Genomic DNA, 24,773 nt, shown 5'->3' with positions numbered 1-24,773 from the left:
TCTTGTGCCCCAGTGCTGGACGGCGGCGCAGAAATCGCGTTCACTACGAATGCTACCGTGACCGCTTTTTGGTGGTCCGATGGGTTGGGACTAGTAAGGAATCGATGCGCGCGCGATGACACCGCTGCTTGAGGTCAGAGATTTAAGCATTGGCTTTGGCTCGGCTGAGCCTGTGGTGCGGGGCGTGAACTTTCGTGTCATGCCCGGCGAGACGTTGGCACTGGTGGGCGAAAGCGGGTCAGGCAAAACGATCACATGCCGGTCAGTTTTGCGAATCTTACCAGAGACAGCGCAAATCCGGTCGGGCGAGATACTGCTTTCGTTGAATGACAAGCCGCCGATCAATTTGCTGGAAATCCCCGAACGGTCCATGCGCGGTATTCGCGGTGACGAAGTCTCCATGATCTTTCAGGAACCGATGAGATCGCTGTCACCGCTGCACAGACTAGGAGACCAAGTGTCCGAGGTGCTGAAACTGCACCGCGACATGAGCTCGGCCGAGGCCAAGAAAGCGGTTCTTGACACCTTTGAGCGCGTCGGATTTCCCGATCCGGTGCGCGTCTGGCGCGCTTACCCGTTCGAGATGTCGGGCGGTATGCGGCAGCGTGCGATGATCGCAATGGCGATGGTGGCGAAACCTGATCTGCTCATTGCAGACGAACCGACGACCGCATTGGACGTAACCACGCAGGCGCAGGTACTGGGCCTGATCAAGGATCTGCAGCGTGATATCGGCATGGCCGTTATTCTGGTCACGCATGATCTGGGCGTCGTGGCGAATATGGCAGAAAGCGTTGTCGTCATGAACAAGGGCCGCGTCATGGAAAGCGGCCCGGCGCCTGTGGTTCTGGGCGATCCGGCTCATGGCTATACCAAAAAGCTTTTCGCGGCCGCGCCGATGATCCCTGAGGTGGCCGCGCCAGCGCGCACCGAGAAAGGTGATGACATCATTCTTGATCTCAAGAACGTATCAAAGACCTTTACAATGCGTGCAGGTGGCTGGCGTCAGCCGGTTAAAGTCACCGCCTGTCACGAAGTCAATTTGCAACTTGAACGCGGCAAGACGCTGGCTGTAGTCGGCGAAAGCGGGTCGGGCAAAACGACTTGTGCGCGTATCGCCTTGGGTGCTGAAATACCCGATGAGGGCAGCGAAGTCCTGTTTCGCGCCACAAAGGATAGTGAGCCGCTATTGGTCAACAGAATGACCCCGGGCGAACGCATTGCTTTCCAGCGCCAGGCACAGATGGTTTTTCAGGATCCTTATTCTTCCTTGTCGCCCCGAATGCGAATTGGACAGGCCCTGACCGAACCGCTGGAAATCCACAATCTGGGCACCCGCGCAGAACAGCGCGAGAAAGCGACGGAGATGCTGCGATGGGTCGGTCTCGATCCCTCCATGCTGTCGCGCTACCCGCACGCTTTCTCCGGCGGTCAACGCCAGCGATTGTCGATCGCTCGCGCGCTCACGCTTGATCCGCAACTTTTGGTGTGTGACGAACCCACCTCTGCGCTTGATGTGTCAGTGCAAGAGCAGATACTTAGCTTACTCGAAGAAATTCGCGATGGCATGGGCCTGAGCTATCTGTTTATCAGCCACGATCTGGCCGTTGTTGCGCGCATTGCCGACGAGGTCGCTGTTATGCGCCAAGGTGTGGTTGTCGAACAGGCGGCACCGGACGCGCTGTTCTATGAACCATTGCATCCTTACACGCGCGCCCTCATTGCCGCTCAGCCAGAACCTGACGTAAACAGACCAATTGATTTGACTCTCGTCTCTAAAGGAGCCGGCTCGCCATCCAGTTGGCCCGAAGAATTTCGTTTTGAAGGCGTCGACGCTCCGGCATTGACTGAGCGCGCGCCCGGCCACAAGGTAAGGTGTCATGTTTAGATCGATTTTTGCCCTTCTTCTGACCTTTGCATTCTGTTTGCCAGTTGCTGCTGAACGGCCCGCCAGCCTTGAAGAAAGCAGCTTTTGGGCACAGGAAGTCTCGAACGGCAATTTGCCGCCGGTTGAAGAGCGGCTTCCTCAAGATGCGCTTGTGGTTAACCTGACTGAAAAGGGACGCACCTACGGCACGCAAGGTGGCACGCTACGCACGCTTGTCTCGCGATCCAAAGACGTCCGTCAGATGGTTGTTTATGGCTATGCCCGGCTGGTGGGGTACGACGAAGATTACGAGCTTTATCCCGATATTTTACGCGATATCGAAGTCGAAGAGGGCCGTAAATTCACACTACATCTGCGGCGCGGTCACAAGTGGTCAGACGGCCATCCTTTTACGTCGGCCGACTTTGAGTACTATTGGAAATACGTTGCCCAAAACGACGAGCTAAGCCCGGCAGGACCTCCGAGAAATCTGTTTGTTGACGATGTACTGGCGGAAATGCGTTTTCCCGACGAGTACACGGTCGTGATCGAATGGCCCAAGCCCAATCCGCAATTTCTTCAGCTTCTGGCACAGGCGAGCCCATTCTACATTTACCGCCCTGCGCATTATCTCAAACAGTTCCACGCCGAATTCAACGACGCCAAAACCCTGCGCCGCGCCATCAAAAAGGCACGTGTTCGTACATGGGCCGCGCTGCACAACGGCAAGGACAACATGTACAAGTTCGACAATCCGGACCTGCCAACGCTGCAACCGTGGATGAATGCGTCCAAAGCGGAATCGAGCCGGAAACTGTTTGTTCGCAATCCATACTATCACCGTGTGGACGCTCGCGGTGTGCAATTGCCGTACATCGATGTGGTGCAGATGACGATCGTTGGCGGCGGCTTGATTGCTGCCAAGGCAAACGCGGGCGAGGTCGATCTGCAGGCGCGCGGTCTTGATTTTCCCGATGTTTCTATCCTCAAGAAAGGCGAGGTTGATGGCGCGGGTTACGATACGCTCTTGTGGGCGAACGGCGCTGCGAACCAGATCGCGATTTACCCCAATCTGAACTTCGCTGATCCAGTCTGGCGTGAGGTGATCCGTGACGTCCGGTTCCGGCGCGCCCTGTCGATGGCCATTGACCGTCGAATGATCAACCGCGCCTTGTACTTTGGACTGGCGAAAGAAGGCGGGATGACCGCGCTGTCACGCAGCCCCTTCTATGACACCGCCAATCTGTTCAAGTGGTCGGTCTACTACCCCGCCAAGGCCAACGCACTGCTGGACGAGATGGGTCTGACCGAGCGCACGCCAGACGGCATTCGCAAACTGCCCGATGGTCGCCCGATGGAGTTTATCATCGAAACGGCAGGCGAGCGTCAGGAAGTTGAGAATGCTCTCGCAATCGTCACCGATACCTGGCGCGAAGTCGGGATCAAGCTGATCATGCGCCCGCTCGACCGTGATATCCTGCGCAACCGTGTCTATTCCGGCCTGTCTATGGCGGCTGTCTGGTACGGGTGGGATAATGGCCTTCCGCAGCATGACACCCCTCCTGAGTACCTGGCGCCCACGCATCAGGAATTCTTTGCTTGGCCTAAGTGGGGCCAGTACTACCAGACCAAAGGACAGGTTGGCGAAGCACCAGACATGCCTGAACCGAAACGGTTGATGGAACTGAATCACCAGTGGATGCAGTCCCGCGATCCGTCGGAACGAGAAGCCATTTGGAACGAAATGCTGACAATCCATGCCGAACAGCAATACGGCATCGGTATTCTTGCAGAAGCACCGCAGCCTGTTGTGGTCTCCAATATGCTGCGAAACGTACCTAAAACCGGCAAGTGGGCTTGGGATCCTGGCGCACATTTCGGTATTCACCGCGTTGATGAATTTTATTACGAAGAACCGTTCCAGCAGCTTTCACAATGATGTTCATCCGCTACGCCATCTATCGGTTCTTTACGATGCTGATCACCCTTTGGGTGGTGTCGATCCTAATCTTTGTGATCATAAACCTGCCCCCCGGTGATTATCTGTCCAACCAGATTGCCGAGCTTCGCGCAACCGGGCAGGCGGAAGGTGTCGCAAAGGCAGAATTCCTGCGGACAGAATACGCACTGGATCGACCAATATGGGAACAGTACCTGATCTGGGTCGGCTTTGCGCCGGGTCCGCAAGGTTGGTATGGCCTTATTCAAGGTAACTTTGGCTGGTCGTTCGAATTTGACCGCCCTGTGAGTGAGATCGTCGGTGACGCGCTGTGGTTGACGGTTTTGGTCAATCTGGCCGCCGTACTCTTCGTATATATGGTCGCGCTGCCGCTCGGAGTAATTGCTGCGGCCAAGTCTGAAACCTGGGTTGATTACACGGCCGCCTTCGTTGGTTATCTGGGGCTAGCCACACCAAACTTCCTGCTGGCGCTGATGCTTTTCTACTACGGCAACAAGTATTTCGATCTTCCTATCGGGGGGCTGATGGCACCTGAGTTCGAAGGCGAGCCGATGTCGTGGGACAAGGTGAAATCTGTTCTACTTCATTTGATCGTGCCGACATTTGTCATCGGGACATCCGGCGCGGCGGCAATGATGCAGCGATTGCGTGCAAACATGCTTGACGAATTGAGCAAACCCTATGTGGAAACGGCCAAAGCCAAAGGGCTCGCACCTTCAAAACTGTTGGCGAAATACCCGCTGCGCATGGCCTTCAATCCCTTTGTTGCAGACATTGGGAACCTGCTGCCCGCAATGGTTTCCGGGTCGGTTCTGGTGTCCGTCGTACTCGGCCTCCAGACGATTGGGCCCTCTCTTTTGACCGCGCTGAAGTCGCAGGATCAATTCCTTGCGGGTTTCGTATTGATGTTCGTGGCATTGCTGACGCTGATAGGCACAATGATATCTGACCTGTTGCTTGTACTGCTTGATCCCCGGATCAGATACGGAGCGCGTGGATCATGACACAACTGCCAGACGGTCGTTACATCGACGACGCCCCTTATTCCGATGACGTGGACCTCAGTGCTCTGGAACGGTCGGATATGGATGCGCCGAACTGGGTGCTGGTCTGGCGAAAGTTCAAGCGTCACAAGCTTGGTCTTATCTCGGGCATCTTTCTGTTGACCTGTTACCTGATGTTGCCGATCGCCGGCTTCATCGCCCCGTACACGCCGAACGAGCGTAGTGCCGATTATCTTTACGCGCCGCCGCAGTCGATCAACCTGTGGCACGAGGGCCGCTTTGTTGGCCCTTATGTGTATCCGATCACAGCAACCGCTGATTTGGAAAACTACAGGTGGACATACGAAACGGACACCTCGACCCCGATGCGGCTGGAGTATTTCTGCGAAGGCGAAACATACAAGCTGTTTGGGCTGGTGCGGTCAAACACCCACTTCTTCTGCGCCCCGGATGGCGCAACAGTGTTTCTGTGGGGATCAGACCGATTAGGACGCGACGTGTTCAGCCGCATTTTGTACGGCGCACAGTTATCTTTGACCGTGGGTTTGATCGGCATCACCGTTTCTTTTGTACTTGGCATCTTCTTTGGCTCTATCGCCGGGTATTTTGGCGGACGCACGGATTGGATCATCAACCGGGTCATTGAAATCCTGCGCTCGTTACCGGAACTCCCACTTTGGCTTGCGCTTTCTGCGGCGGTGCCCTCGAACTGGTCGCCTGTCTCTGTATTTTTCATTATCTCAATCATTCTGGGCATCCTTGATTGGCCCGGCCTTGCGCGTGCTGTGCGAAGCAAGTTCCTCTCCTTGCGAGAAGAAGAATATGTACGCGCCGCCGAAATGATGGGCGCAAAACCTGGCAGGGTTATTCGCCGACACCTGCTGCCCAATTTCATGTCGCACCTGATTGCCTCGGCAACGCTGTCGATTCCGGCGATGATTCTCGGTGAGACGGCTCTCAGCTTTCTTGGGCTTGGCTTGCGTGCCCCTGCCGTCAGTTGGGGTGTGATGCTGAATGACGCACAAAACCTCGCATCGATCGAAATCTATCCGTGGACGGCGATTCCGATGTTACCCATCATATTCGTGGTGCTGGCGTTCAACTTCCTCGGGGATGGGCTCCGCGCGTCGCTCGACCCTTACAAGGGCTGAGCCTTAACCGCGACTTGACCTGTTTCAGGACTGCCCCAAACTTGCCTCTTTTGTCTGCTATGTCCCAGCAAAACAATTTGGCTTTGAGGATTCTATGAAACATATTTGCTGGACCGCTATGCTTGCTCTCATGGCTGCGACACCAGAATTGGGAACTGCGCAAACCGCCGAGCAACCTGAGGAAACAGAGATCGCCGCCGAGGACGCTGTCCCCATGCGTCCGGACGACCAGAACGGTGAGATGAACCCGTCCGATGGGCTGGCGGAATGCGCTTCCATCCTCGCGGTGGCCTCCTCTGCCTCCAATAATTTTGTGCAACGCAACAACATGGAAAACGCTGCGGGCGTATGGTTTGCGGCGTCTGGTGACATGGCGAGCACCGAAGGGGAAATACCCGGCGCGGAAGTTTGGGAAGCCAAGGTCGAGAACTGGGCCGGTCAGATTGGCAGTATCGACAGCATGGCCTCGTACCCCGAATGGATGGCGTATTGTGCGCATGTCGGGGCAGAGAACGGGCTGGACACGTCGCATTTTCCGACCGTTACACAGTAGACCCTGCGCGGGGGTGCATTGGCGTCACGTCTGTCGTCGAGTTATGCTTCAGCAGGGGTGTCAGCGATCATCCCCGTCATCGATGCCCCCTTCCATCATATCCTCTTCAATTGAAGCCTGAGCGGCGGCTGTGATCGCTTTTCTGTCGTCTTCGCTCAACTCTTCCGTCTTGCCGTCAGCAAGACGGACCGTGACTTCTTTGTGCGCGAATTTGACGCCTTCGCGCTCGAACAGGATACGAATTTCTTCGTACACCTTCTTGCGCACCAGCCATTGATCACCGGGCTTGGTCATGAATTTCACACGAATGATCATCGCGCTATCTTCCATCTGGATAACGCCTTGTGACTTTAGTGGTTGGATAAAATTGTCGCCAATCACGGGGTCGTCCAGCAACTCAACGCCCAGTTTCTTGATGAGTTTACGCACCTTTTCCACGTCCGTGTCATAGGTCACCCTGAGCGGCAGTTTCATGATCACCCAGTCGCGCGAGTAGTTCGTCATCACTTGGATTTCACCAAACGGAATTGTGTGAAGTGCGCCGAGGTGATGTCGTAACTGAAATGACCGGACAGAGATCTTTTCCACCGTGCCCTTCACACCACCGACATCAAGGTACTCTCCCTTGCGGAAGGCATCATCGAACAAGAAGAAGCCGCCAGAGAATATGTCGCGCACCAGCGCCTGCGAGCCGAAACCGACAGCAACGCCGACCACACCCGCACCGGCAAAGAGCGGCCCCACATTCACCCCAAGTTCCATCAAGACGATCAAGAAAATGGATGCAATCAAAACGATCAGAATGAAATTCCGAAACAGCGGCAGCAAGGTTGCCAACCGCGATGCAGATGACCCGCCGCCCTCATCACCCAATTCGCCCTCTTCATCATCGCCCTGCTCTTCTGCGATCTTGTTGTCGATCCAGATGCGAAATGCCTGATAAACGATGTACCCGATAAACAGGATGACGATCACATCCAGCAATCGGTTGGTTGCACTTTCGACCATCTTGGCACTGTCGTTGTCCCAGATGTAAAAGAAGGCATAGATGCCGGCGACAAAGGCGAGAATGCCGGCCACGCGGCGCGCCAGCGCCTCAAAACTGTTCAGTTGGTTCGGACGATAGAACTTTTCACGCGCTTCCAGTTCGGCGACCAGTTCCGGATCCACCTCATCATCTTCGTTCAACTCCTGTTTGGCATCATTGAGATCCCGCAGCGCCCGGGCACGGGCAAAGCTGCGCTCAATGGCAAAGTTAATGGCCCCAAAGACTACAATTATCGAAAGCAGGATTGCATAGGCCCCGGCAATCAACGGAACAACCGGAGGCTGGCCCACCACCAGATCATACGTCACCTGACCCCATGCGTAGATCATGTAGATGATCGCTGCAGGCGCCCAGAGATTGGACAGGGTGCGCTGCATCCAGCTCAACCTCTCACGCGGTTGGTTTCGGCGTATCGCATCGGATATTGCCGTCCGGTTCACCAGGATCATCAGGATGTTAAGTATTACCGCAATCGCACCTGACGTGGCGCCGAAGAAAGCAGCGATATCGTAGTTCAAGCCGAGTTCTCGCAGCCACATGATGGACAGCAAACGGCAGATATCGAACGTACCGACCAGTACCAGCCAATAGTGCAAATGCTGCGCATCTCGTGTGCTTAAAAGCGGGACGCGGTACTGTGGCAAATAAGGTGACAATATCATCCGCCACGTCACCGCAACCAGCCTGCTGCAGAAATAGGCCATGTTGACCACACTTGCCGTAAATTGCAGTGCCGTGTCTTCCAGCGGTCCCCAAATCAGAAAACCCAAGGCATAGGCGACGGTCATAGAAACCAGAATTCCGATTACGCCCATAAAAAAGCGGAACACCAAAAAGGGCATCTTCTCAGAATACCCGTGCGGGTCCGCTTTGATCCGCGCAACCACAAATCGTTTCACCAGCCGCTTGCCATAGATTTGCGCTTCGACAACCATACCAATCCCGAAAAGCACAAGGGACAGGTACAACACTTTGAAATAGGCCCAGATGGTTCCGTCCGGGCTGGTAGCACGCAGGATGTACAAGACCTCGTTCCAGGCGATTGGCAGGTCAATCAGCCTTTGCACCAACGTCGTGCGGAACTTAACGACGCTGTCTTGTGCCTGCATCAGCGCGGAAGGCTGGTTCGGTGTTGAAATTTCCGGGGTGTCGACTGTATTTGATCCGGCGCCGATACTCCCGTCATTATTGATCACAACCACACCAACGCCGCTTTCAGTTGCACGCCTGATAATTTCAGACATCGCATCTTCGCTTTCGACGTCGGGTTCGGGTGACGTTTGCGTCAGCAGCGAACCCAGGCCCTGCGCATGAACATCACCTGCCAGCCAGAACGAAAAAATAAATGAAATCAGAAGGAAAAAAGCCGTGTAACCCGCGCGCATCGCCTAATACTTTCGCTTTGCCAGTGGCTTCGGACGTTAGGGCAGTGAGTTTTGCAATGCAAATCATGAATAGATCAAGCGATAGTGCTATGAGGTGTTTTGCAACACGCAAACTTTTGTGCCAAGAAAGATGTGTTAATGGCGCCCGCTCGCCATAAACATTAAGGAGCGGCTCATGGGGCTGACATTGAAATCGTGGGATCAGCTCAGCCAGACGGTGCCTTTCGCGAGCATGGCCCTTTGCGCAACACGTGTTTACGAGAATACCGAATGAACATAGCCGACCGGCAACAACAGCACGCGCACGACCTTGATGGGCTTGCCGGAGAGCGGGATACCCGCGCGCGTCGCATAATCCTTTATAGCCATGACACATTCGGGCTGGGTCACCTGCGGCGTTCGCGGGCACTGGCGTCAGCAATCACCTCCAGCGATCCGTCATCTTCGGCCATTATTCTGACCGGCTCACCTGTCGCAGGCCGATTTACTTTTCCCGAAGGTGTGGATCACGTGCGCTTGCCCGGCGTGACAAAGCGACAGGACGGCAGCTATGACAGCCAGACCCTGGGCTTGGATATTGACGAGACCACATCATTGCGCGCGGGCATCATCAAGAGCACCGTCGAGCAGTACGACCCAGATCTTTTTATCGTCGACAAAGAGCCCACAGGGTTTCGCGGCGAACTGCTGCAGACGCTTGAATGGTTACGCGACCACGGCAGAGCAAAGATCGTCTTGGGGCTGCGCGATGTGCTTGATGAAGCCAGCGTACTGGAAGCAGAGTGGGCGCGTAAAAATGCCATCGCCGCGACCGAAGAATTCTATGATGAAATCTGGGTTTACGGGCCCCGCGAAGTTTACGACCCAACTGAGGGGCTGCCGCTAAGCGAAGCGACGCGAGATCGCATCCACTGGACCGGTTATTTACGGCGCGAAATCATCGACGAGGCCGATACGCCCGACGCACCCTACGTGCTCGTCACACCCGGCGGCGGGGGCGACGGGCAAGCGTTGGTTGACCTGGTGATACAAGCCTACGAGAAAGATCCAAAACTCAAACCCGACGCAGTTCTTGTGTATGGCCCGTTTCTGTCGGGCGATGTGCGCGACGCCTTTGAGGCGCGTGTCGAAAAATTGGGGGGCCGAGTGACAACCACCGGTTTTGATGCACGGATCGAGGCGCTGTTTGCCGGTGCTGAAGGCGTCGTTTGTATGGGCGGCTATAACACATTTTGCGAAGTGCTCTCTTTCGACAAGCGTGCAGTCATTGTGCCCCGCACCGTGCCACGGTTGGAACAGTGGATACGTGCGTCTCGCGCCGAAAATTTGGGCCTTGTGCGCATGTTGGATGACACCCGTGATGGGATGACAGCAGAGGCAATGGTCTCTGCAATCCGCGCGCTGCCTGATCAGAAAAAACCTTCCGAAGCCGGCGCAGACGGGCTTCTTGACGGGTTGGAAGTCGTTGTAGCCCGCGCGAAAGAGTTGATGGCGGATTGATGAACGCAAGCACATCGCGTCTTGCCGTGGTCGTCAAAGGCTGGCCGCGCCTGTCAGAGACATTTATTGCTCAGGAACTGGTTGCCCTAGAAGAAGCGGGCATGGATTTTGAAATCTGGTCTTTGCGTCACCCGACGGATACGAAAACGCACCCGCTGCACGACCGGCTTCAGGCCCCGGTGCACTACCTGCCGGAATATTTGAAGGACGAACCCGCGCGTGTTGCGCGCGCTTTCCTGCACGCTCGCCGCTTGCAATCGTTCGGCAACGCCTGGGCGGCATTTCGGCAGGACTACGCGCGCGACCGCACGCCGAACCGTGCGCGACGTTTCGGTCAGGCCTGCGTTTTGGCGCATGAATTGCCTGCTGAAACCAAGGGGCTATACGCGCACTTCTTGCATACACCTTCTTCAGTTGCACGTTACGCGGCGATCCTGCGGGGCTTGCCATGGTCATTTTCTGCCCATGCGAAAGACATCTGGACCTCTCCGACGTGGGAACTGACTGAGAAGCTCAGCGCGGCGCACTACGGTGCGGCATTCGGGGCAACCTGTACCGCATTTGGGGCCGACCACTTGCGCCGCCTGTCTGATGATGCAGCCCGTGTCGATCTTGTCTATCACGGCCTCGACCTGTCACGTTTTCCCGCGCCACCAACGCGTACGCCCCGACAGCCGGATGCCCCGCTGCGCCTGATGTCGGTGGGGCGGTTGGTCGAGAAAAAGGGCTTTGACAGGCTGATTGACGCGTTATCGCTGTTGCCTGACACGCTTGACTGGCACTGGGTACATATTGGTGGCGGTACCTTAAAAGACGATTTGGCCGCTCAGGCGCACGCCCGAATGGTAGCAGGCAGGATCACGTGGCGCGGCGCCTGCGATCAGCCCGAGGTCATCGAAGAGATGCGGCGCGCAGACCTTTTCGTTTTGCCAAGCCGCGTGGCCGCAGATGGTGATCGTGACGGTCTGCCAAATGTTCTGATGGAAGCAGCAAGTCAAAGGCTGCCCATACTTTCGACACCGGTATCCGCCATCCCCGAGTTTATTTCCGCTGGCACGCACGGGCTTTTGAGTGATGATAGCCCTGCAGCACTGGCAGCAGAAATTACTGGCTTTGCCGCACGCAAAGACGGTGGCGCCCCTCTTGCCGAGGCTGCCTATGCCCGCCTTTTGTCTGAGTTCAGAATGGAACCGGGCATCAAACGGCTGGCAAATCGACTGAACGGCATGCTCGGGGCCGTTTCGTGATCCGTTGCGGGTATTACGCACCGCTGAAAGCGCCTGATCACCCTGTGCCGTCAGGTGACCGGACCATGGCACGTGCACTTGTTGCGGCCTTGGAATACAGCGGTCACAGCGTTGATCTGGCTTCGCGGATGCAATCGCGCGATGGCGCGGGCGACGATGCCATTCAGCGAAAACTAGTGTCTGAGGCCGCCGCCATGACCGACAAGATAATCGCGCGCGGCCGCGAGCAAAGCTGGCAGGTCTGGATCACATATCACAGCTATTACAAGGCTCCCGACCTCTTGGGTCCTCACGTCGCAAAAGCGCTCGACATTCCTTATGTGCAAATCGAAGCGACCCGCGCGCGCAAACGCCTTTCTGGGCCGTGGGCACGGTTTGCACGTATCGCCGAAGATGCCTGCGATAAAGCGGCGCTTGTGTTTTACCTAACCCAGCGGGATGCCGAGGCACTTGCTGCCTATGCCCCAGCAGCTCAGCGACAGGTTCACCTGCGCCCGTTCCTTACATACAAGAAGCTTCCCGCCCGAAATCGCGGTGGGTCAGGATTGATCAGCGTGGGTATGTTCCGCGCAGGCGACAAGGTCGCATCCTATGAGTTGATCGCGCAGACGCTTTCTTTGCTCAAGACCAAGGAATGGCAGCTTTCAGTTGTGGGGAGCGGGCCCGCAGAGCAGACCGTTCGTCGCCTGCTTGCGCCCTTTGAAGATCGTATTCGCTATCTGGGTGCATTGGACGCCAGTGGCATGGCTGCAGCCTACGATGCATCGGATATTCTTCTCTGGCCCGGCGTGAACGAAGCCTTTGGCATGGTCTATCTCGAAGCGCAGGCCGCAGGTCTCGTTGCAGTGGCTCAGGCCCGGCCTGGCGTATGTGATGTACTGGCACCCGGTGTCGCGCGCCCTGCGCCGGCGGCGGGCCCTGCTGCCTTGGCCCGGCAAATCGACCGGCTGCTCGAAGATACGGCGCTGCGCCAGTCGGCCGCGCAGCAGGCGCGTGACTATATAGCGGAGCATCATCTTATCGCGTCAGCCGCACGAACACTGGACGTTAGTCTAAAGGAGTTGCTGTCATGATCCGCCTCGCCCTTTTGCGCCACGGTTACACGCATTGGAACCGTGCGGGGCGCATCCAAGGCCGCACAGATATTCCCCTCGATGAGGAAGCGGTCGCGCAGCTGCAGGCACTTCGATTGCCCAAACCGTGGGACGCGGCCGATCTGGTATCAAGCCCGTTGCTGCGCGCTGTTGATACCGCTGTATTGGTCACCGGTCGGCAGCCCGCAACGGTGCCTGAACTCCTAGAAATGAATTGGGGTGATTGGGAAGGCGCGCATGGCGCGGAACTGGCCGCGACACCCGGTTCTGGCTTTCGCCACATCGAAGACTGGGGGTGGCATTATTCTCCGCCCGGCGGCGAGACCCCCGCAGCGTTGCGGGCGCGGCTGACCCCATGGGTTGCCTCGCTGCAAACCGATACCGTGGCCGTTTGCCACATCGGCATAATGCGCGTGCTATTGGCAATGGCCACAGGTTGGGATTTTGAAGGCCCAGCGCCATTTCAGGTCAAACGTAACAGGCTATTTGTGCTGAACGTGCACGATGGCAGACTATCGTTCGACGATACCATTGTCCGTTTGGAGCCAAAGGGATGACGCGCGTTGCGATTGTTGTGACGCACCTGCTGGGAACTGGCCACCTTGCACGCGCTCTGGTCTTGGCGCGCGCCTTTTCCGATGCGGGCAACAAAACACTTGTTCTATCTGGCGGTGTGCCCGTTCCCCACTTCGACACATCTGGCATCACCTTTGAACAATTGCCGCCTTTGCGCTCTGACGGGGTGAACTTTACCCGGCTGCTCACTGCAGAAGGCACCGAAGCAGATAGCAGCTACAAGGCCGCACGCTGCGCAAAGCTCCGGCAGTCTGTGCATGATTTTGCGCCTGATGTGATGATCACAGAACTCTTTCCATTCGGTCGCCGCGTTCTGCGCACAGAGTTTACTGACTTGTTGGAAATGGCAGCGGCGATGACCCCGCGCCCGAAGATTTTCTGCTCAATACGGGATATCCTCGCGCCGCCATCGAAGCCCGCTAAAGCCGATGCCACCCATGCTCTTGTCGCGGAACACTACGATGGCGTTCTGGTCCACGCTGATCCGGACATCACCACGCTCGAAGACAGTTGGCCTGTGACGCCTGCATTGGCCTCAAGGTTGCACTACACTGGCTACGTCACCAGTCCACCTGCGTCTGATCATCCAGCGCAGCTTGGCAAAGGTGAGGTATTGGTATCGGCAGGCGGCGGGAATGTGGGTGCTGCGCTCTATGCGATCGCATTAGAGGCCGCTGCGCAAGACGCTTCGCGTCGCTGGCGCATATTGATCGGCGGTACCGATGCGCGGGAACGTGCCGCGGCGCTATGCGCCACAGCGCCTGCCAACGTCATTGCAGAGCCAGCGCGCGCCGACTTTCGTCAAATGTTGCGACATGCAGCGGCATCTGTATCGATGTGCGGATACAACACGGCACTTGATCTTCTGCAGGCAGGAACACCTGCAGTCTTGGTCCCGTTCGACGCAGGTGCAGAGGTTGAACAGAGCCTTCGCGCCCGTGCCCTGGCGCGGCGGGACGGGTTCGAATTCCTGGCCGCAGCAGACATCACCAGCGACTCCTTGCGTCGCGCGGTGGACCGCGTGATCGCTGCACCAAAGCGCGGTGGAGACCAAGTGCAGATGGCGGGTGCCCAACGATCTGTCGAGATCGTGATGGCATGGGGGAAAGGATCGCAACCATGACAGCGACGGATTGGACACCGCTTAAGCGTGCGCTTGCCGAGTTGCGCCAGAACGGTGTACCGCTTCCGCTTTGGTGCCGTGACGATGACGCGACAGAACCGTCACCGGCTCTGGATCGCCTGTATCGCTTTTCCGAAGGCACCGGATTACCGGTGCATCTTGCCATCATTCCTAAACCGGCGACGCAAGCATTGGCCGGTCTTGTGAGAGATACGTCAGCATTTGTGCCGCTGGTTCATGGATGGCAGCACATCAACCACGCGCCACCTGAAGTGAAAAAATCGGAGTTCGGCCAAATGCGGGAAGGCGGGGCTATCGAATTAAAAGCCGCGATCGATCGGCTTTCCGAATTGTTCGGCGAACAACTGTTGCCAGTCTTTGTCCCGCCTTGGAACCGGATGGACATGGGCTTTCTTCCAGAGCTTGCCCGTTCGGGGTACCGCGGCGTGTCGCAGTTTCTACCCCGTTCCGCGCCGCAACCACATCCCGGGATCGTGCAGATCAATACGCATATCGACCCTGTCGCGTGGCGCAGCAGCCGCGACCTTGCCGATCCGGACATGCTAATTGCGCATACAGCTGACCTGCTTGTGGCGCGAAGCACAGGAGACGCCGACGCCACCGAGCCGCTGGGCCTGCTGACGCACCACCTCGTACACAGCCAAGCGGTCTGGTCCTTCTGCGATCAGCTAATTAAAGAACTTCTGGACGGCGGCGCGTTTCCGCAACCGCTGCACCCTCTGCTGGAGCCTGCCCCATGAGCCGATTGGAATCGATGCGCCGCCGCCTGACTGCTCAGATTGATGGGCTGAACTGGGCTTTTGAATTCATCAAGGACCACCCCGGCGACGTTTTAGAGCTCGGTTTGGGCAACGGGCGCACATACGATCATTTGCGTGAAAACCTGCCTGACCGACGCATCTGGGTTATCGACCGCCAACTCAATCCACATCCCTCATGTGTGCCACCCGAAGAGAACTTCCTGCAGGGCGAGGCCGAAGAAATGCTGGCGAGCCTTGCAGATCGCGGTGCGCGGATGCAACTGGCGCATTATGACTTCGGGTATGGCGTCAAAGAACGCGACGTGGCCGAAGGTGCAAAACTGTCACCTCTGATCGCCAACTTGATGATACCTGGCGGTCTGGTCGTCAGCCAGCAACCGCTGGTGGGATTCGAGCAGGTCAAAGGGCCCGATACAATCGACCCTGAAAGGTACCTTTTTTATAAATCGCTATAAGTGCTGGAACCTTTCACGTAGGCTAGCGCTTGCTTGATGAGCTATTGGAAAGGAAAGACCATGTTGAGAATTGCTGCATTCATCTGCGCCCTGACAGCGCTTGCCGCGTGCGAAACGACAAAGGGTGTCGGCCGAGACATACAGGATGCAGGCCAAGCGCTTGACGACGCTGTTTAAAACGGAATTTGAGTACCGAGTAAGAGAGCGGCTTTTGCGCCGCTCTTTTTTTTGATGCAACGACGTATACGGATGCCGCCAAAGTGCTTTTTTTCGTGAAATCGCCAGAGATTTAGGTATAGAACGATGACACACAGGCATTAATAAAGGACATCCGCCATGCTCAGGATTGCACTCCTTCTCACCACCGTTCTGGCTCTGGCAGCATGTGAAACAACCAAAGGCGTCGGCCGCGACGTTCAAAACGCAGGCGAAGCGCTGGATCAGGCGTTCTAAACTGCCATTCTCTTATGTCTACGCCTGAGCGCAGGCCTTGCACAATGCGGCTTCGGGGATCACCGACAGCCGTTCCAGAGATATTTGTTCACCGCAAGCCATGCAGAGCCCGTACGTTCCATCTGCGCAACGGGCGAGGGCCGCGTCGATGCGCTTTAGCTCTGCCAGTTCGACATGTCCCAATGCTTCAAGCACTTCGTCGCCCTGGCGTTCTGTGGCAAAATCTTCAGCGTCCTTGGTGGCCGGCGCATCAAGAAGGTGTTCGACCTCTTGAAGTTTCCCGACCAGTTCCGCCCGGCGGGAGATAAGAATGCATTCTTGCTCTGACTTGGTCATGGTGTCCTCCTTTGATCCTCAACGGGAACAAAGGACAGGAAAAACGTCGACGCTGCCTTGATGTGGGTCAAGACAGCGTTCAGCAAGACGTAAGTGACATGCGGTATCAGGCGACCGCGCCGATCCCTGCTTTCTTAAAGACACGACGTGGTGTGACAGCAGAGGAAAACTGACGCGCTGGTTTTTTGGGTTGCGCACGCAGTACCGCGCAAAGGTCTTTCATGGCAACTTCGACCTCATCAAGCCGCCCACGAGCGAGGCAGACCGGGCGCGCCTTGCCCTTTAGCCGCGCAACGATTTCAGCGTCATGACGCTTGTTCTCAGGGCGTTTGATAAAGATGCTTTGAATATCTGACTTTGACAGTCGTGTCTGCACACGCGCGTCACCGTTAGAGTTACGCGAGCAAACCCATATCTGGTTGCGCGCCTTGTCATAACGGACTTCCGGTGCATGGCCGCGCGTTGCGGTGGCATAAATACCCAGCGCCGCTGCAACCATCAGCATCGGAAACAGAAACTCGGGCATGCCTACCGCACTGACGAGCAACGCCTGCGGCAAAAGCAACATCAGGTATGCTCCGACCAACAACAAAGCCGCGGCGCCACACATCACTGTCTCAGCAGTTTTGCGTGCGTCATCATGCTTGGGGCGTGTTTGTAACACATAGCTGCTGCGCGTCTCGGTCACTTGCAAGCTGACCCAACGGCGGGGTGGTTGTCTACGGGGCTGTTTTTGACCGTCCATGGTCATCTCCTAATCTCGTCTCAGCATCGTTTATGCTCAGGGATTTAGGCACCGTTCCGACCTCATCGGGGAGTTGCAAAGGTTAATTTAAGTCAAATTTGAGCCAAAAACCCCGCATTCGGGCAGGATTACGGCGCGGTGTTTCATATGCCGCGCCAATCTTCGGTTCGACGGTAGAATTGAAACTAAACTGCACGAAGTCTGGATATCTGCCAGCGCTTAACCCGAAAATCGTACGACCCGACATCCTCGGCCCCTATCTTGCTTGACCGTCCCTCGAATCCGCTCCATATCCCGACCATGACACCGCTTTCGCATATCCGTAATTTTTCCATCGTGGCGCATATCGACCACGGTAAGTCGACGCTTGCTGATCGGCTGATCCAGTCCACGAACACGGTGGCGGATCGCGACATGAAAGAGCAGATGCTCGACAACATGGACATCGAGCGCGAGCGCGGCATCACCATCAAAGCCCAAACGGTTCGCATCAATTACACAGCACAAAACGGCGAAGAGTATGTGCTAAATCTGATTGATACGCCGGGTCACGTCGACTTTGCCTATGAGGTTTCCCGCTCGATGCGTGCGGTCGAAGGGTCGCTGCTGGTTGTGGACAGTACCCAAGGGGTCGAGGCGCAAACACTCGCCAACGTTTACCACGCCATCGAAGCGGACCACGAAATCGTACCCGTGCTCAACAAGATTGACCTGCCAGCATCCGATTGTGATCGCGTTGCCGAACAGATCGAGGACGTGATCGGCATTGACGCGTCCGAAGCTATTCAGGTCTCTGCCAAAACCGGACAGGGCATTGTTGAAACGCTTGAAGCCATTGTAAACAAGCTTCCTGCTCCCACCGGCACGCGTGATGCGCCGCTCAAGGCGATGCTGGTGGACAGCTGGTATGACAGCTACCTCGGGGTCATCGTTCTGGTCCGCATCATGGATGGCGTGCTCAAAAAGGGAGAGCGCATTCGCATGATGCAAACCGGCGCAACTTACCACGTTGACCGCATTGGTGTGTTCCGTCCGGAAATGACCGTGATAGACGAATTGGGGCCGGGCGAGCTTGGTTTTTTGACGGCTTCAATCAAACAAGTCCGCGACACGCGTGTGGGCGACACCATCACGCATGAAAAGAAGGGCACCGAAGACGCCCTGCCCGGTTTCAAGCCTTCGCAACCAGTTGTGTTCTGCGGCCTCTTTCCTGTTGATAGTGCCGAATTCGAAGATCTGCGCGACGCAATTGAAAAGCTGGCACTGAATGATGCGTCGTTCTCTTACGAGATGGAAACCTCTGCCGCGCTCGGATTTGGCTTTCGCTGCGGGTTTCTGGGCCTGTTGCACCTTGAGGTCATCCGCGACCGGATCGAGCGCGAATATGACATCGAGCTCATCACCACCGCACCGTCGGTCATCTATCACGTCTATCTCAAAGACGGTGAGATGATGGAATTACACAATCCTGCGGACATGCCCGACCTTACACTCGTCGACCATCTCGAAGAACCGCGGATCAAGGCAACAATTCTTGTGCCGGACGAGTTCCTTGGTGACGTGCTCAAGCTCTGCCAGGACCGCCGCGGCATCCAACTCGACCTCACCTATGCAGGCTCCCGCGCCATGGTTGTCTATGACCTTCCATTGAACGAGGTCGTGTTCGATTTTTACGACCGGCTGAAGTCGGTGACCAAAGGGTATGCCAGCTTTGATTACCAGATGATCGGCTATCGGGAAGACAAGCTGGTCAAGATGTCTATCCTCGTGAACGACGAGCCGGTTGACGCGCTCTCGACCATGGTGCACCGCGACCGTGCAGAACAGCGCGGCCGCGCCATGGTCGAAAAGCTCAAAGACCTGATCCCCCGCCACATGTTCAAGATTCCGATTCAGGCGGCGATCGGTGGCAAGGTGATCGCACGCGAAACCTTGTCGGCTATGCGCAAGGATGTGACTGCAAAATGCTATGGCGGTGACGCTACCCGCAAACGCAAGCTGCTGGACAAGCAAAAGGCGGGCAAGAAGAAGATGCGCCAGTTCGGAAAAGTCGATATCCCGCAAGAAGCTTTCATCTCCGCGCTGAAAATGGACAGCTAGCGCCGTCGCGCGTATTGCCGGATCGACTCGCCTCAAAGAGTAAGTTTTCCGCGCCAAAATACCAAACAGCGGTAGTGTCTGAGCGGCGCGGTGAAATTCCGGCGGCAAAGGCGCCAGCAAATACTCTCAATTCCTTTCAGGAATCTGCTGCTCGCAGGAAAAGATTTGCAGGCCACAAGCGTCGGTCGCCTGTACGACGCCCGTACGGGGCGCAAAGCCTTGGTTATTGCAACCAGACTGTTCCCTCAAAACTGCACGCAGCGCCGTGATGGTAGCTGCACCCCTGCCCCTGCTGCATGCGAAAACCCCTCCCGCTTTCAGGAAAAAGCTGGATCACACACTGTGACTGTTCATAGTCATCAGCGACGACAAACAGCTGGCCTGAAGTGTTGTGTCCCAACCATCCTTCAACAACGCCCAGACATCCGATCGTGCTAGTCGATACTTCGACGCGGTTATTTTGCAAAGTTACCTGAAGGCTCATGCCGTCCTGAGACCCATTACGATAGGTGCCATCCGGCAATTGCTGCGCATAGCCAGTCTCTGCTGCACTTATCACGAGTAACAAAGCGGCCCCGTACAAAGCTGTATGCTGCATCACTACCATCCATTCCCGACCGCTGCGCCGTCTGAGTAAAGCATGTCATGCAGACCCCGATCAAGCAGACTGTCCGTCAGCAGATCGTACTGGACGTCGTCGAAAATGGCAGTTCGGTAGAGCCCCCAGCGGTACGATCAGGCGCGCCCCCTGTCCCAGAAAGCAACCCGACTGCCTCAGGTGACCCAGTCGTGTCGCAAGCGCACGGTGTGATATATGAGTCCCGTAGTTTCGATTGCACGCGCCACCTAACAAGCGGTCAGCATTTCCGGCACGTCTAACCCGTTGTCAATTTGCGCGGTCAACGCGAAAGTCCCAAGCAACCCGCGATCCCCTGATTGGTCAGAATAATCACGGATGCCGCGAAACGCAGTCGTACGCAAGTGGCCTGTAAACGGGCTAACCTTTTCGGCCAAGCACCAGCCAAACACTAACAGGACACGCTAAACCACCTGCATAGTTCATCGAGTGATTATCAGAAAATTTTACCCCCGGCAGGAAAGATAACCATGGATAAGCGTAAACGCTGCTCTGCCTGCAATCCCTTGCTGCAGACTGGCTTTGAACTTCCGGAAAACCCAGTGCACGCGATACGTTGCGTTACAATGACGCCGTAATGCCACCATCTACGTAGAGTGTGTGACCATTCACAAAACTGGACGCATCTGAAGCGAGAAAGATCGCCGCCCCAACCAGCTCTTCTACATTGCCCCACCGCCCTGCCGGTGTGCGTTTTTCCAGCCATGCGCTGAAATCCGCATCAGCTACGAGGGCTGCGTTAAGTGGTGTGTCAAAGTATCCTGGCGCGATTGCATTACACTGAAGCCCGTGTTGCGCCCAGTCAGTGGCCATGCCCTTGGTCAGGTTTCCAACCGCGCCCTTTGTGGCTGTGTAGGGCGCGATGCCGGGCCGGGCCAGCGCGGTCTGAACAGAAGCAATGTTGATAATCTTGCCTGCACCACGTCCGATCATATGGCGGGCGCACGCCTGTCCGACGTGAAAGACACTGGCAATATTGGTCTGCAACAAACGTTCAAACGCATCGGCCGGAAACTCCTCCAGTGCCGTTCTGTGCTGCATTCCGGCGTTATTAATCAGAATGTCAATCGCGCCGGTTTCCGCTTCATGCGCGTCGACAGCGCGGCGCACCGCCGCGTGATCGGTCACATCGAATGCCAGCGTCTTCGCAGCATCAATCTTCGCCGCCGCGGCTGCCAGCTTGCTCTCATCCCGCCCGTTCAGGATCACTTCAGCACCTGCGGATGCCAAACCGCGCGCAAGCGCAAAACCAATCCCTTGCGATGATCCGGTAATCAGTGCGCGTTTGCCCGACAAAGAGAAAAGATCTGTACCCGCCATTTTGGTCCCCCGTGTTGCCGTGAAAAAATCTCATGCGGCGCTCGCACCTTGGTATCGGCAACATGCTTGTCATACAATAACGTGTTAGCAGGTTTTGCACCGTACCCCACTTCCAAGCGACCACCTAGGCAAGGCCAACATAGCGGCCCATCAAATGTAACTCTGGTCGCACGCATCGTCAGTGGCAGCTGCCGCATTCGCGATCCACGGTTTAACGCGTAGGTGCGGTTCCGCTTCTTCTGCTTTTGGTACGGAATTCGTCATCGTATGGTTCACGGCAGCCATCGGAAAGGAAAGGTTTTCCGCTTCTGTTTCCGCAACAGCACAGCTACGTTCGCGAAATCAGATCTGCGCATATGCGAAGGGAAGCCACATGTCAGAACAGGCAAGCTACGGATTAATCGGGCTGGGGACAATGGGGGCAATGTTGTCACTGAACATTGCTGACAACGGGTTTCAGATCGCTGTCCACAACCGGACGACGTCGAAAATCTCTGAATTTATTGAAAGTGCAGGCCCGCTCAGGGACAAGCTGATACCGTGCGAGAACCTCGAAGACCTCGTTGCCGCGCTGACACCGCCGCGCAATATCATTCTGATGGTTCCGGCCGGAAAACCCGTGGATGACCAGATTGCGGCGCTGCGCCCACTGCTTGACGAGAGTGATTTGATCATTGATGCGGGCAATGCAAACTTCCACGATTCAACGCGGCGGGCTCAGGCGGCAAAAGCCGATGGCGTACCGTTCTTGGGGGTTGGAGTATCCGGTGGCGCTGAAGGTGCGCGATTTGGTCCGGCCATTATGGGCGGCGGCGACCGCGCTGCTTGGGACAGGGTCGCCCCGATGCTGAAGGCGATTGCCGCAAAATACGAAGGGCAACCCTGCGCAACCTTTATGGGCGATGGAGGTGCGGGCCATTTTGTCAAAACGGTTCACAATGGCATCGAGTACGCCGACATGCAGTTGATTGCCGAAACTTTCGGCATCATGCGCGATGGATTTGGCATGACGCCAGAAGACTGCGGCGAAGTCTTTACCCGTTGGAATGACAGCATTCTGCAAAGCTATCTGATCGAGATATCTGGAAAGGTCGCCGCAGCCACCGACCCCGATACCGCAGCACCGATGCTGGATAAAATTCTGGATAGTGCGGGGCAGAAAGGCACGGGCCGCTGGACCGCGATCGAGGCACAGATGCTGGGAGCGCCAGTGACTGTTATCGAAGCGGCGGTCGCAGCACGGAACCTATCCGCTGGTTTGACTTTACGGGCCAAGGGTGAAGAGCGTTTCGGCCGCCCCGATACCAGCCTGAGTTCAGATACCCTGACCGAAGATGATCTGCGCGATGCCCTGACTGTCGGCAAGATACTTTGCTACGCGCAAGGATTTGATCTGTTGGACAAGGCCGCCGATGAAAATGGCTGGGACTTGCCGATGCCAGCCATCGCGGAAGTATGGCGCGAAGGCTGCATCATTCGGTCTTCGATGCTGAATGACATGGCCAAAGCCTTGGCCGATGCGCCCGACAACCTTATCCTCGCGCCGTATTTTGCTGAAATAATCGCAGACAAACTGCCCATACTACGAAAAGTAGTGGTCACGGCGGCAGGTGCTGGCTTACCGGTTCCTGCACTGGCCGCTGCATTGACCTATTTCGATACAGTGACACAAGCCCGCGGCACAGCAAACATGATACAAGCGCAGCGTGATTACTTTGGGGCGCATGGCTTCAAACGCACCGACCGAGACGGCGAGAATTTTCACGGCCCATGGCTTAACCAGCATCTGAGCTAGGCACAAACCGTCCTGCAGTTGCACCTGTCAAACGGGCGAGACACCGTTTACGCCCAGATAGGCCGAATAAAGAGACGTAGTGCCACAAATGAACAAGCGGTTCAATTTGTCACCGCCGAAACAGACGTTGGCCACCAACTCTGGAATTAGGATTTTGCCAATGAGTTGACCGTCCGTGGAAAGGCAATGGACGCCGTCGGCAGCCGAACTCCAAATGCGCCCATCCCGATCAACGCGAAACCCGTCAAACAGGCCCTCGGAACAGGTGGCAAAGACATCGCCACCGGAAAGTGTGCCATCGTCATTGACAGTGTGCCGTCTAATGTGGTGCGGTCCGTCTTTTTGGTGCGATGCGCCCGTATCAGCGACATAAAGCAGGCTTTCATCAGGTGAAAACGCAAGGCCGTTCGGTTTTACATAGTCGTCAGCCACACGCGAAATGTGCCCATCCGTTCCCACCCTATAGACGTGGCATCCGTCCAACTCGGGGTCTGATCGCTGGCCTTCATAGTCCGTCAGAATCCCATAGCTGGGATCTGTAAACCAGATCGATCCATCGGATTTGACCACAACATCATTTGGCGAATTAAATCTCTTCCCCTCAAAGCGATCTGCAATAACGGTTATGCTGCCGTCCAGTTCCGTGCGCGTCACGCGCCTGCTGAGATGTTCACAGGTGACGAGCCGCCCTTGCCTGTCCACTGTCTGACCATTTGAATGGTTGGACGGTTGGCGAAACGTCGAGACCGAACCGTCCGTGTCGTCCCAACGCAGAATCCGATTGTTTGGGATATCCGACCACAACAGGTATCTGCCTGACGCGCACCACACGGCCCCTTCGGACCACCGTGCGCCCGTCCAAAGCCGGTCCACTCGCGCATGGCCCACAATGCAGGCTTCGAATGCAGGCTCGATGATTTCAAATCCCGTTCCTTCGATCATACCAAACATGCCGTTCCCCGTGTGCTCTTTCCCAAATTACGCCTTTCTAGAAGGGGTTATAGCGCAATTAAAATACTTGCGCTTGTTGAATGGGTGTCGAGCAACGCAACGACATGATCTCAAGCCTGTCGACCAGCCTGCGGCGGCATCCAAGAAATGGCCAGTTTGTGCGTTCAGATCGCGCCAATCACCATTCAGGTCGCTGTGAGGTTCAAACGTAGGTCCTACCGTTTTTTCAAATGTAGGCCCCCAAGAAAACCGCGCACCAAGGCCTGCAACCAAGGCCGCTCGACACGATCAAGACCTCAATTGCGGGGCAACACATGTGAAACCACGAGAAGACCAGCGTTATGTTCAACGCAGCGATCCCGCTAAATCGACAAATCCCTTTATCAACCCGTTAATCTTGGCGACCAAACATCACCGCATACGCGTCGCGGAAAAGGATGTTTTGCACCTTTCTCATGGTGCTGCGCGGCAAGCCCCGTCAATTACAAGCTTTTTGGGTTGCTTGTAATTGACCAAATGCGCGGGACCGGCTGACATAACTTCTTTCAGGGCAAGCATCGCGCCTTTGAATCGAATGGTCACACCAGAAGTGCAAACCGTTCTCACTTTTCGCGACCTGCACGGCGAGGCGGTTTCCTTTCGCCGCCCCTGCTTCGACCAATGGGGCCGCAAGGCGCGCCACACGCTGCCC

At 56.3% G+C, this 24,773-nt stretch carries 22 protein-coding genes; 16 read left to right on the top strand and 6 right to left on the bottom strand.

Going from position 1 to position 24,773, the window contains the following annotated elements; all coding sequences use genetic code 11:
• The first annotated feature begins 115 nt into the window (after positions 1–115).
• The 5 genes from AC2D8V_RS02945 to AC2D8V_RS02925 all read left to right on the top strand — a co-directional run bounded on the left by AC2D8V_RS02945 (position 116) and on the right by AC2D8V_RS02925 (position 6,535).
• A complete protein-coding gene (locus tag AC2D8V_RS02945; protein ID WP_484732015.1) occupies positions 116–1,888 on the top strand; it encodes an ABC transporter ATP-binding protein in 1,773 nt (590 codons plus the stop codon).
• A complete protein-coding gene (locus AC2D8V_RS02940) occupies positions 1,881–3,806 on the top strand; it encodes an ABC transporter substrate-binding protein (protein WP_484732014.1) in 1,926 nt (641 codons plus the stop codon). The genes AC2D8V_RS02945 and AC2D8V_RS02940 overlap by 8 nt, the downstream gene beginning before the upstream one ends.
• Entirely contained in the window at positions 3,803–4,831 is a 1,029-nt protein-coding gene (locus tag AC2D8V_RS02935) for an ABC transporter permease (protein ID WP_484732013.1), read from the top strand. Before AC2D8V_RS02940 ends, AC2D8V_RS02935 begins: the two co-directional genes overlap by 4 nt.
• Complete coding sequence (locus tag AC2D8V_RS02930) at positions 4,828–5,982, top strand: ABC transporter permease (protein ID WP_484732012.1); 1,155 nt, start codon at positions 4,828–4,830, stop codon at positions 5,980–5,982. The genes AC2D8V_RS02935 and AC2D8V_RS02930 overlap by 4 nt, the downstream gene beginning before the upstream one ends.
• A gap of 130 nt (positions 5,983–6,112) precedes the next feature.
• A complete protein-coding gene (locus AC2D8V_RS02925) occupies positions 6,113–6,535 on the top strand; it encodes a hypothetical protein (RefSeq protein WP_484732011.1) in 423 nt (140 codons plus the stop codon).
• 60 nt (positions 6,536–6,595) lie between these two features.
• Here the strand turns inward: AC2D8V_RS02925 and AC2D8V_RS02920 are convergent, their stop codons facing one another.
• Positions 6,596–8,968 carry a mechanosensitive ion channel family protein gene (locus tag AC2D8V_RS02920; RefSeq protein WP_484732010.1) on the bottom strand — a complete coding sequence of 791 codons (2,373 nt, stop codon included), beginning with the start codon at positions 8,966–8,968 and terminating at the stop codon, positions 6,596–6,598.
• A gap of 270 nt (positions 8,969–9,238) precedes the next feature.
• Between AC2D8V_RS02920 and AC2D8V_RS02915 the strand changes: the two genes are divergently transcribed.
• The 9 genes from AC2D8V_RS02915 to AC2D8V_RS02875 all read left to right on the top strand — a co-directional run bounded on the left by AC2D8V_RS02915 (position 9,239) and on the right by AC2D8V_RS02875 (position 16,198).
• Complete coding sequence (locus tag AC2D8V_RS02915) at positions 9,239–10,468, top strand: glycosyltransferase family protein (RefSeq protein WP_484732009.1); 1,230 nt, start codon at positions 9,239–9,241, stop codon at positions 10,466–10,468.
• Positions 10,468–11,715, top strand: a complete 1,248-nt coding sequence (locus AC2D8V_RS02910) for a glycosyltransferase family 4 protein (RefSeq protein ID WP_484732008.1) — start codon at positions 10,468–10,470, stop codon at positions 11,713–11,715. Before AC2D8V_RS02915 ends, AC2D8V_RS02910 begins: the two co-directional genes overlap by 1 nt.
• Positions 11,716–11,780: 65 nt before the next feature.
• A complete protein-coding gene (locus AC2D8V_RS02905) occupies positions 11,781–12,788 on the top strand; it encodes a glycosyltransferase family 4 protein (RefSeq protein WP_484732007.1) in 1,008 nt (335 codons plus the stop codon).
• Complete coding sequence (locus AC2D8V_RS02900; protein ID WP_484732006.1) at positions 12,785–13,366, top strand: histidine phosphatase family protein; 582 nt, start codon at positions 12,785–12,787, stop codon at positions 13,364–13,366. Before AC2D8V_RS02905 ends, AC2D8V_RS02900 begins: the two co-directional genes overlap by 4 nt.
• Positions 13,363–14,508, top strand: a complete 1,146-nt coding sequence (locus AC2D8V_RS02895) for a glycosyltransferase family protein (RefSeq protein WP_484732005.1) — start codon at positions 13,363–13,365, stop codon at positions 14,506–14,508. The genes AC2D8V_RS02900 and AC2D8V_RS02895 overlap by 4 nt, the downstream gene beginning before the upstream one ends.
• Positions 14,505–15,269 carry a polysaccharide deacetylase family protein gene (locus AC2D8V_RS02890; RefSeq protein WP_484732004.1) on the top strand — a complete coding sequence of 255 codons (765 nt, stop codon included), beginning with the start codon at positions 14,505–14,507 and terminating at the stop codon, positions 15,267–15,269. The genes AC2D8V_RS02895 and AC2D8V_RS02890 overlap by 4 nt, the downstream gene beginning before the upstream one ends.
• Positions 15,266–15,745, top strand: coding sequence for a class I SAM-dependent methyltransferase (locus AC2D8V_RS02885; protein ID WP_484732003.1), 480 nt, complete (start codon positions 15,266–15,268; stop codon positions 15,743–15,745). The genes AC2D8V_RS02890 and AC2D8V_RS02885 overlap by 4 nt, the downstream gene beginning before the upstream one ends.
• A gap of 60 nt (positions 15,746–15,805) precedes the next feature.
• Entirely contained in the window at positions 15,806–15,922 is a 117-nt protein-coding gene (locus tag AC2D8V_RS02880) for an entericidin A/B family lipoprotein (protein WP_484732002.1), read from the top strand.
• Between the two features lie 159 nt (positions 15,923–16,081).
• Entirely contained in the window at positions 16,082–16,198 is a 117-nt protein-coding gene (locus tag AC2D8V_RS02875; RefSeq protein ID WP_484732001.1) for an entericidin A/B family lipoprotein, read from the top strand.
• Between the two features lie 18 nt (positions 16,199–16,216).
• Here the strand turns inward: AC2D8V_RS02875 and AC2D8V_RS02870 are convergent, their stop codons facing one another.
• Together AC2D8V_RS02870 and AC2D8V_RS02865 are read right to left on the bottom strand one after the other, a co-directional pair.
• A complete protein-coding gene (locus AC2D8V_RS02870) occupies positions 16,217–16,534 on the bottom strand; it encodes a TraR/DksA family transcriptional regulator (protein WP_484732000.1) in 318 nt (105 codons plus the stop codon).
• 106 nt (positions 16,535–16,640) lie between these two features.
• Complete coding sequence (locus AC2D8V_RS02865; RefSeq protein WP_484731999.1) at positions 16,641–17,279, bottom strand: hypothetical protein; 639 nt, start codon at positions 17,277–17,279, stop codon at positions 16,641–16,643.
• 300 nt (positions 17,280–17,579) lie between these two features.
• On the opposite strand from AC2D8V_RS02865, the gene lepA reads away from it, so the two are divergent.
• A complete protein-coding gene (lepA, locus tag AC2D8V_RS02860; protein ID WP_484731998.1) occupies positions 17,580–19,379 on the top strand; it encodes a translation elongation factor 4 in 1,800 nt (599 codons plus the stop codon).
• A gap of 223 nt (positions 19,380–19,602) precedes the next feature.
• Here lepA and AC2D8V_RS02855 read toward each other — a convergent pair whose 3' ends face one another.
• Positions 19,603–19,977, bottom strand: coding sequence for a hypothetical protein (locus AC2D8V_RS02855; RefSeq protein WP_484731997.1), 375 nt, complete (start codon positions 19,975–19,977; stop codon positions 19,603–19,605).
• A gap of 600 nt (positions 19,978–20,577) precedes the next feature.
• On the bottom strand, positions 20,578–21,336 hold the full coding sequence (locus AC2D8V_RS02850; protein ID WP_484731996.1) for an SDR family oxidoreductase: 759 nt from the start codon (positions 21,334–21,336) through the stop codon (positions 20,578–20,580).
• A gap of 373 nt (positions 21,337–21,709) precedes the next feature.
• Between AC2D8V_RS02850 and gndA the strand changes: the two genes are divergently transcribed.
• The gene (gene gndA, locus AC2D8V_RS02845) at positions 21,710–23,131 is read left to right on the top strand and encodes an NADP-dependent phosphogluconate dehydrogenase (RefSeq protein ID WP_484731995.1); all 1,422 of its coding nucleotides are present in this window, start codon (positions 21,710–21,712) and stop codon (positions 23,129–23,131) included.
• 27 nt (positions 23,132–23,158) lie between these two features.
• Here the strand turns inward: gndA and AC2D8V_RS02840 are convergent, their stop codons facing one another.
• Complete coding sequence (locus tag AC2D8V_RS02840) at positions 23,159–24,082, bottom strand: SMP-30/gluconolactonase/LRE family protein (RefSeq protein ID WP_484731994.1); 924 nt, start codon at positions 24,080–24,082, stop codon at positions 23,159–23,161.
• Positions 24,083–24,773: the final 691 nt, after the last annotated feature.

This window comes from Roseobacter sp. YIN89 (assembly GCF_057219365.1).
Note: the sequence above shows the minus strand (reverse complement) of the source record. Positions and strands in the feature narration are given on the sequence as shown.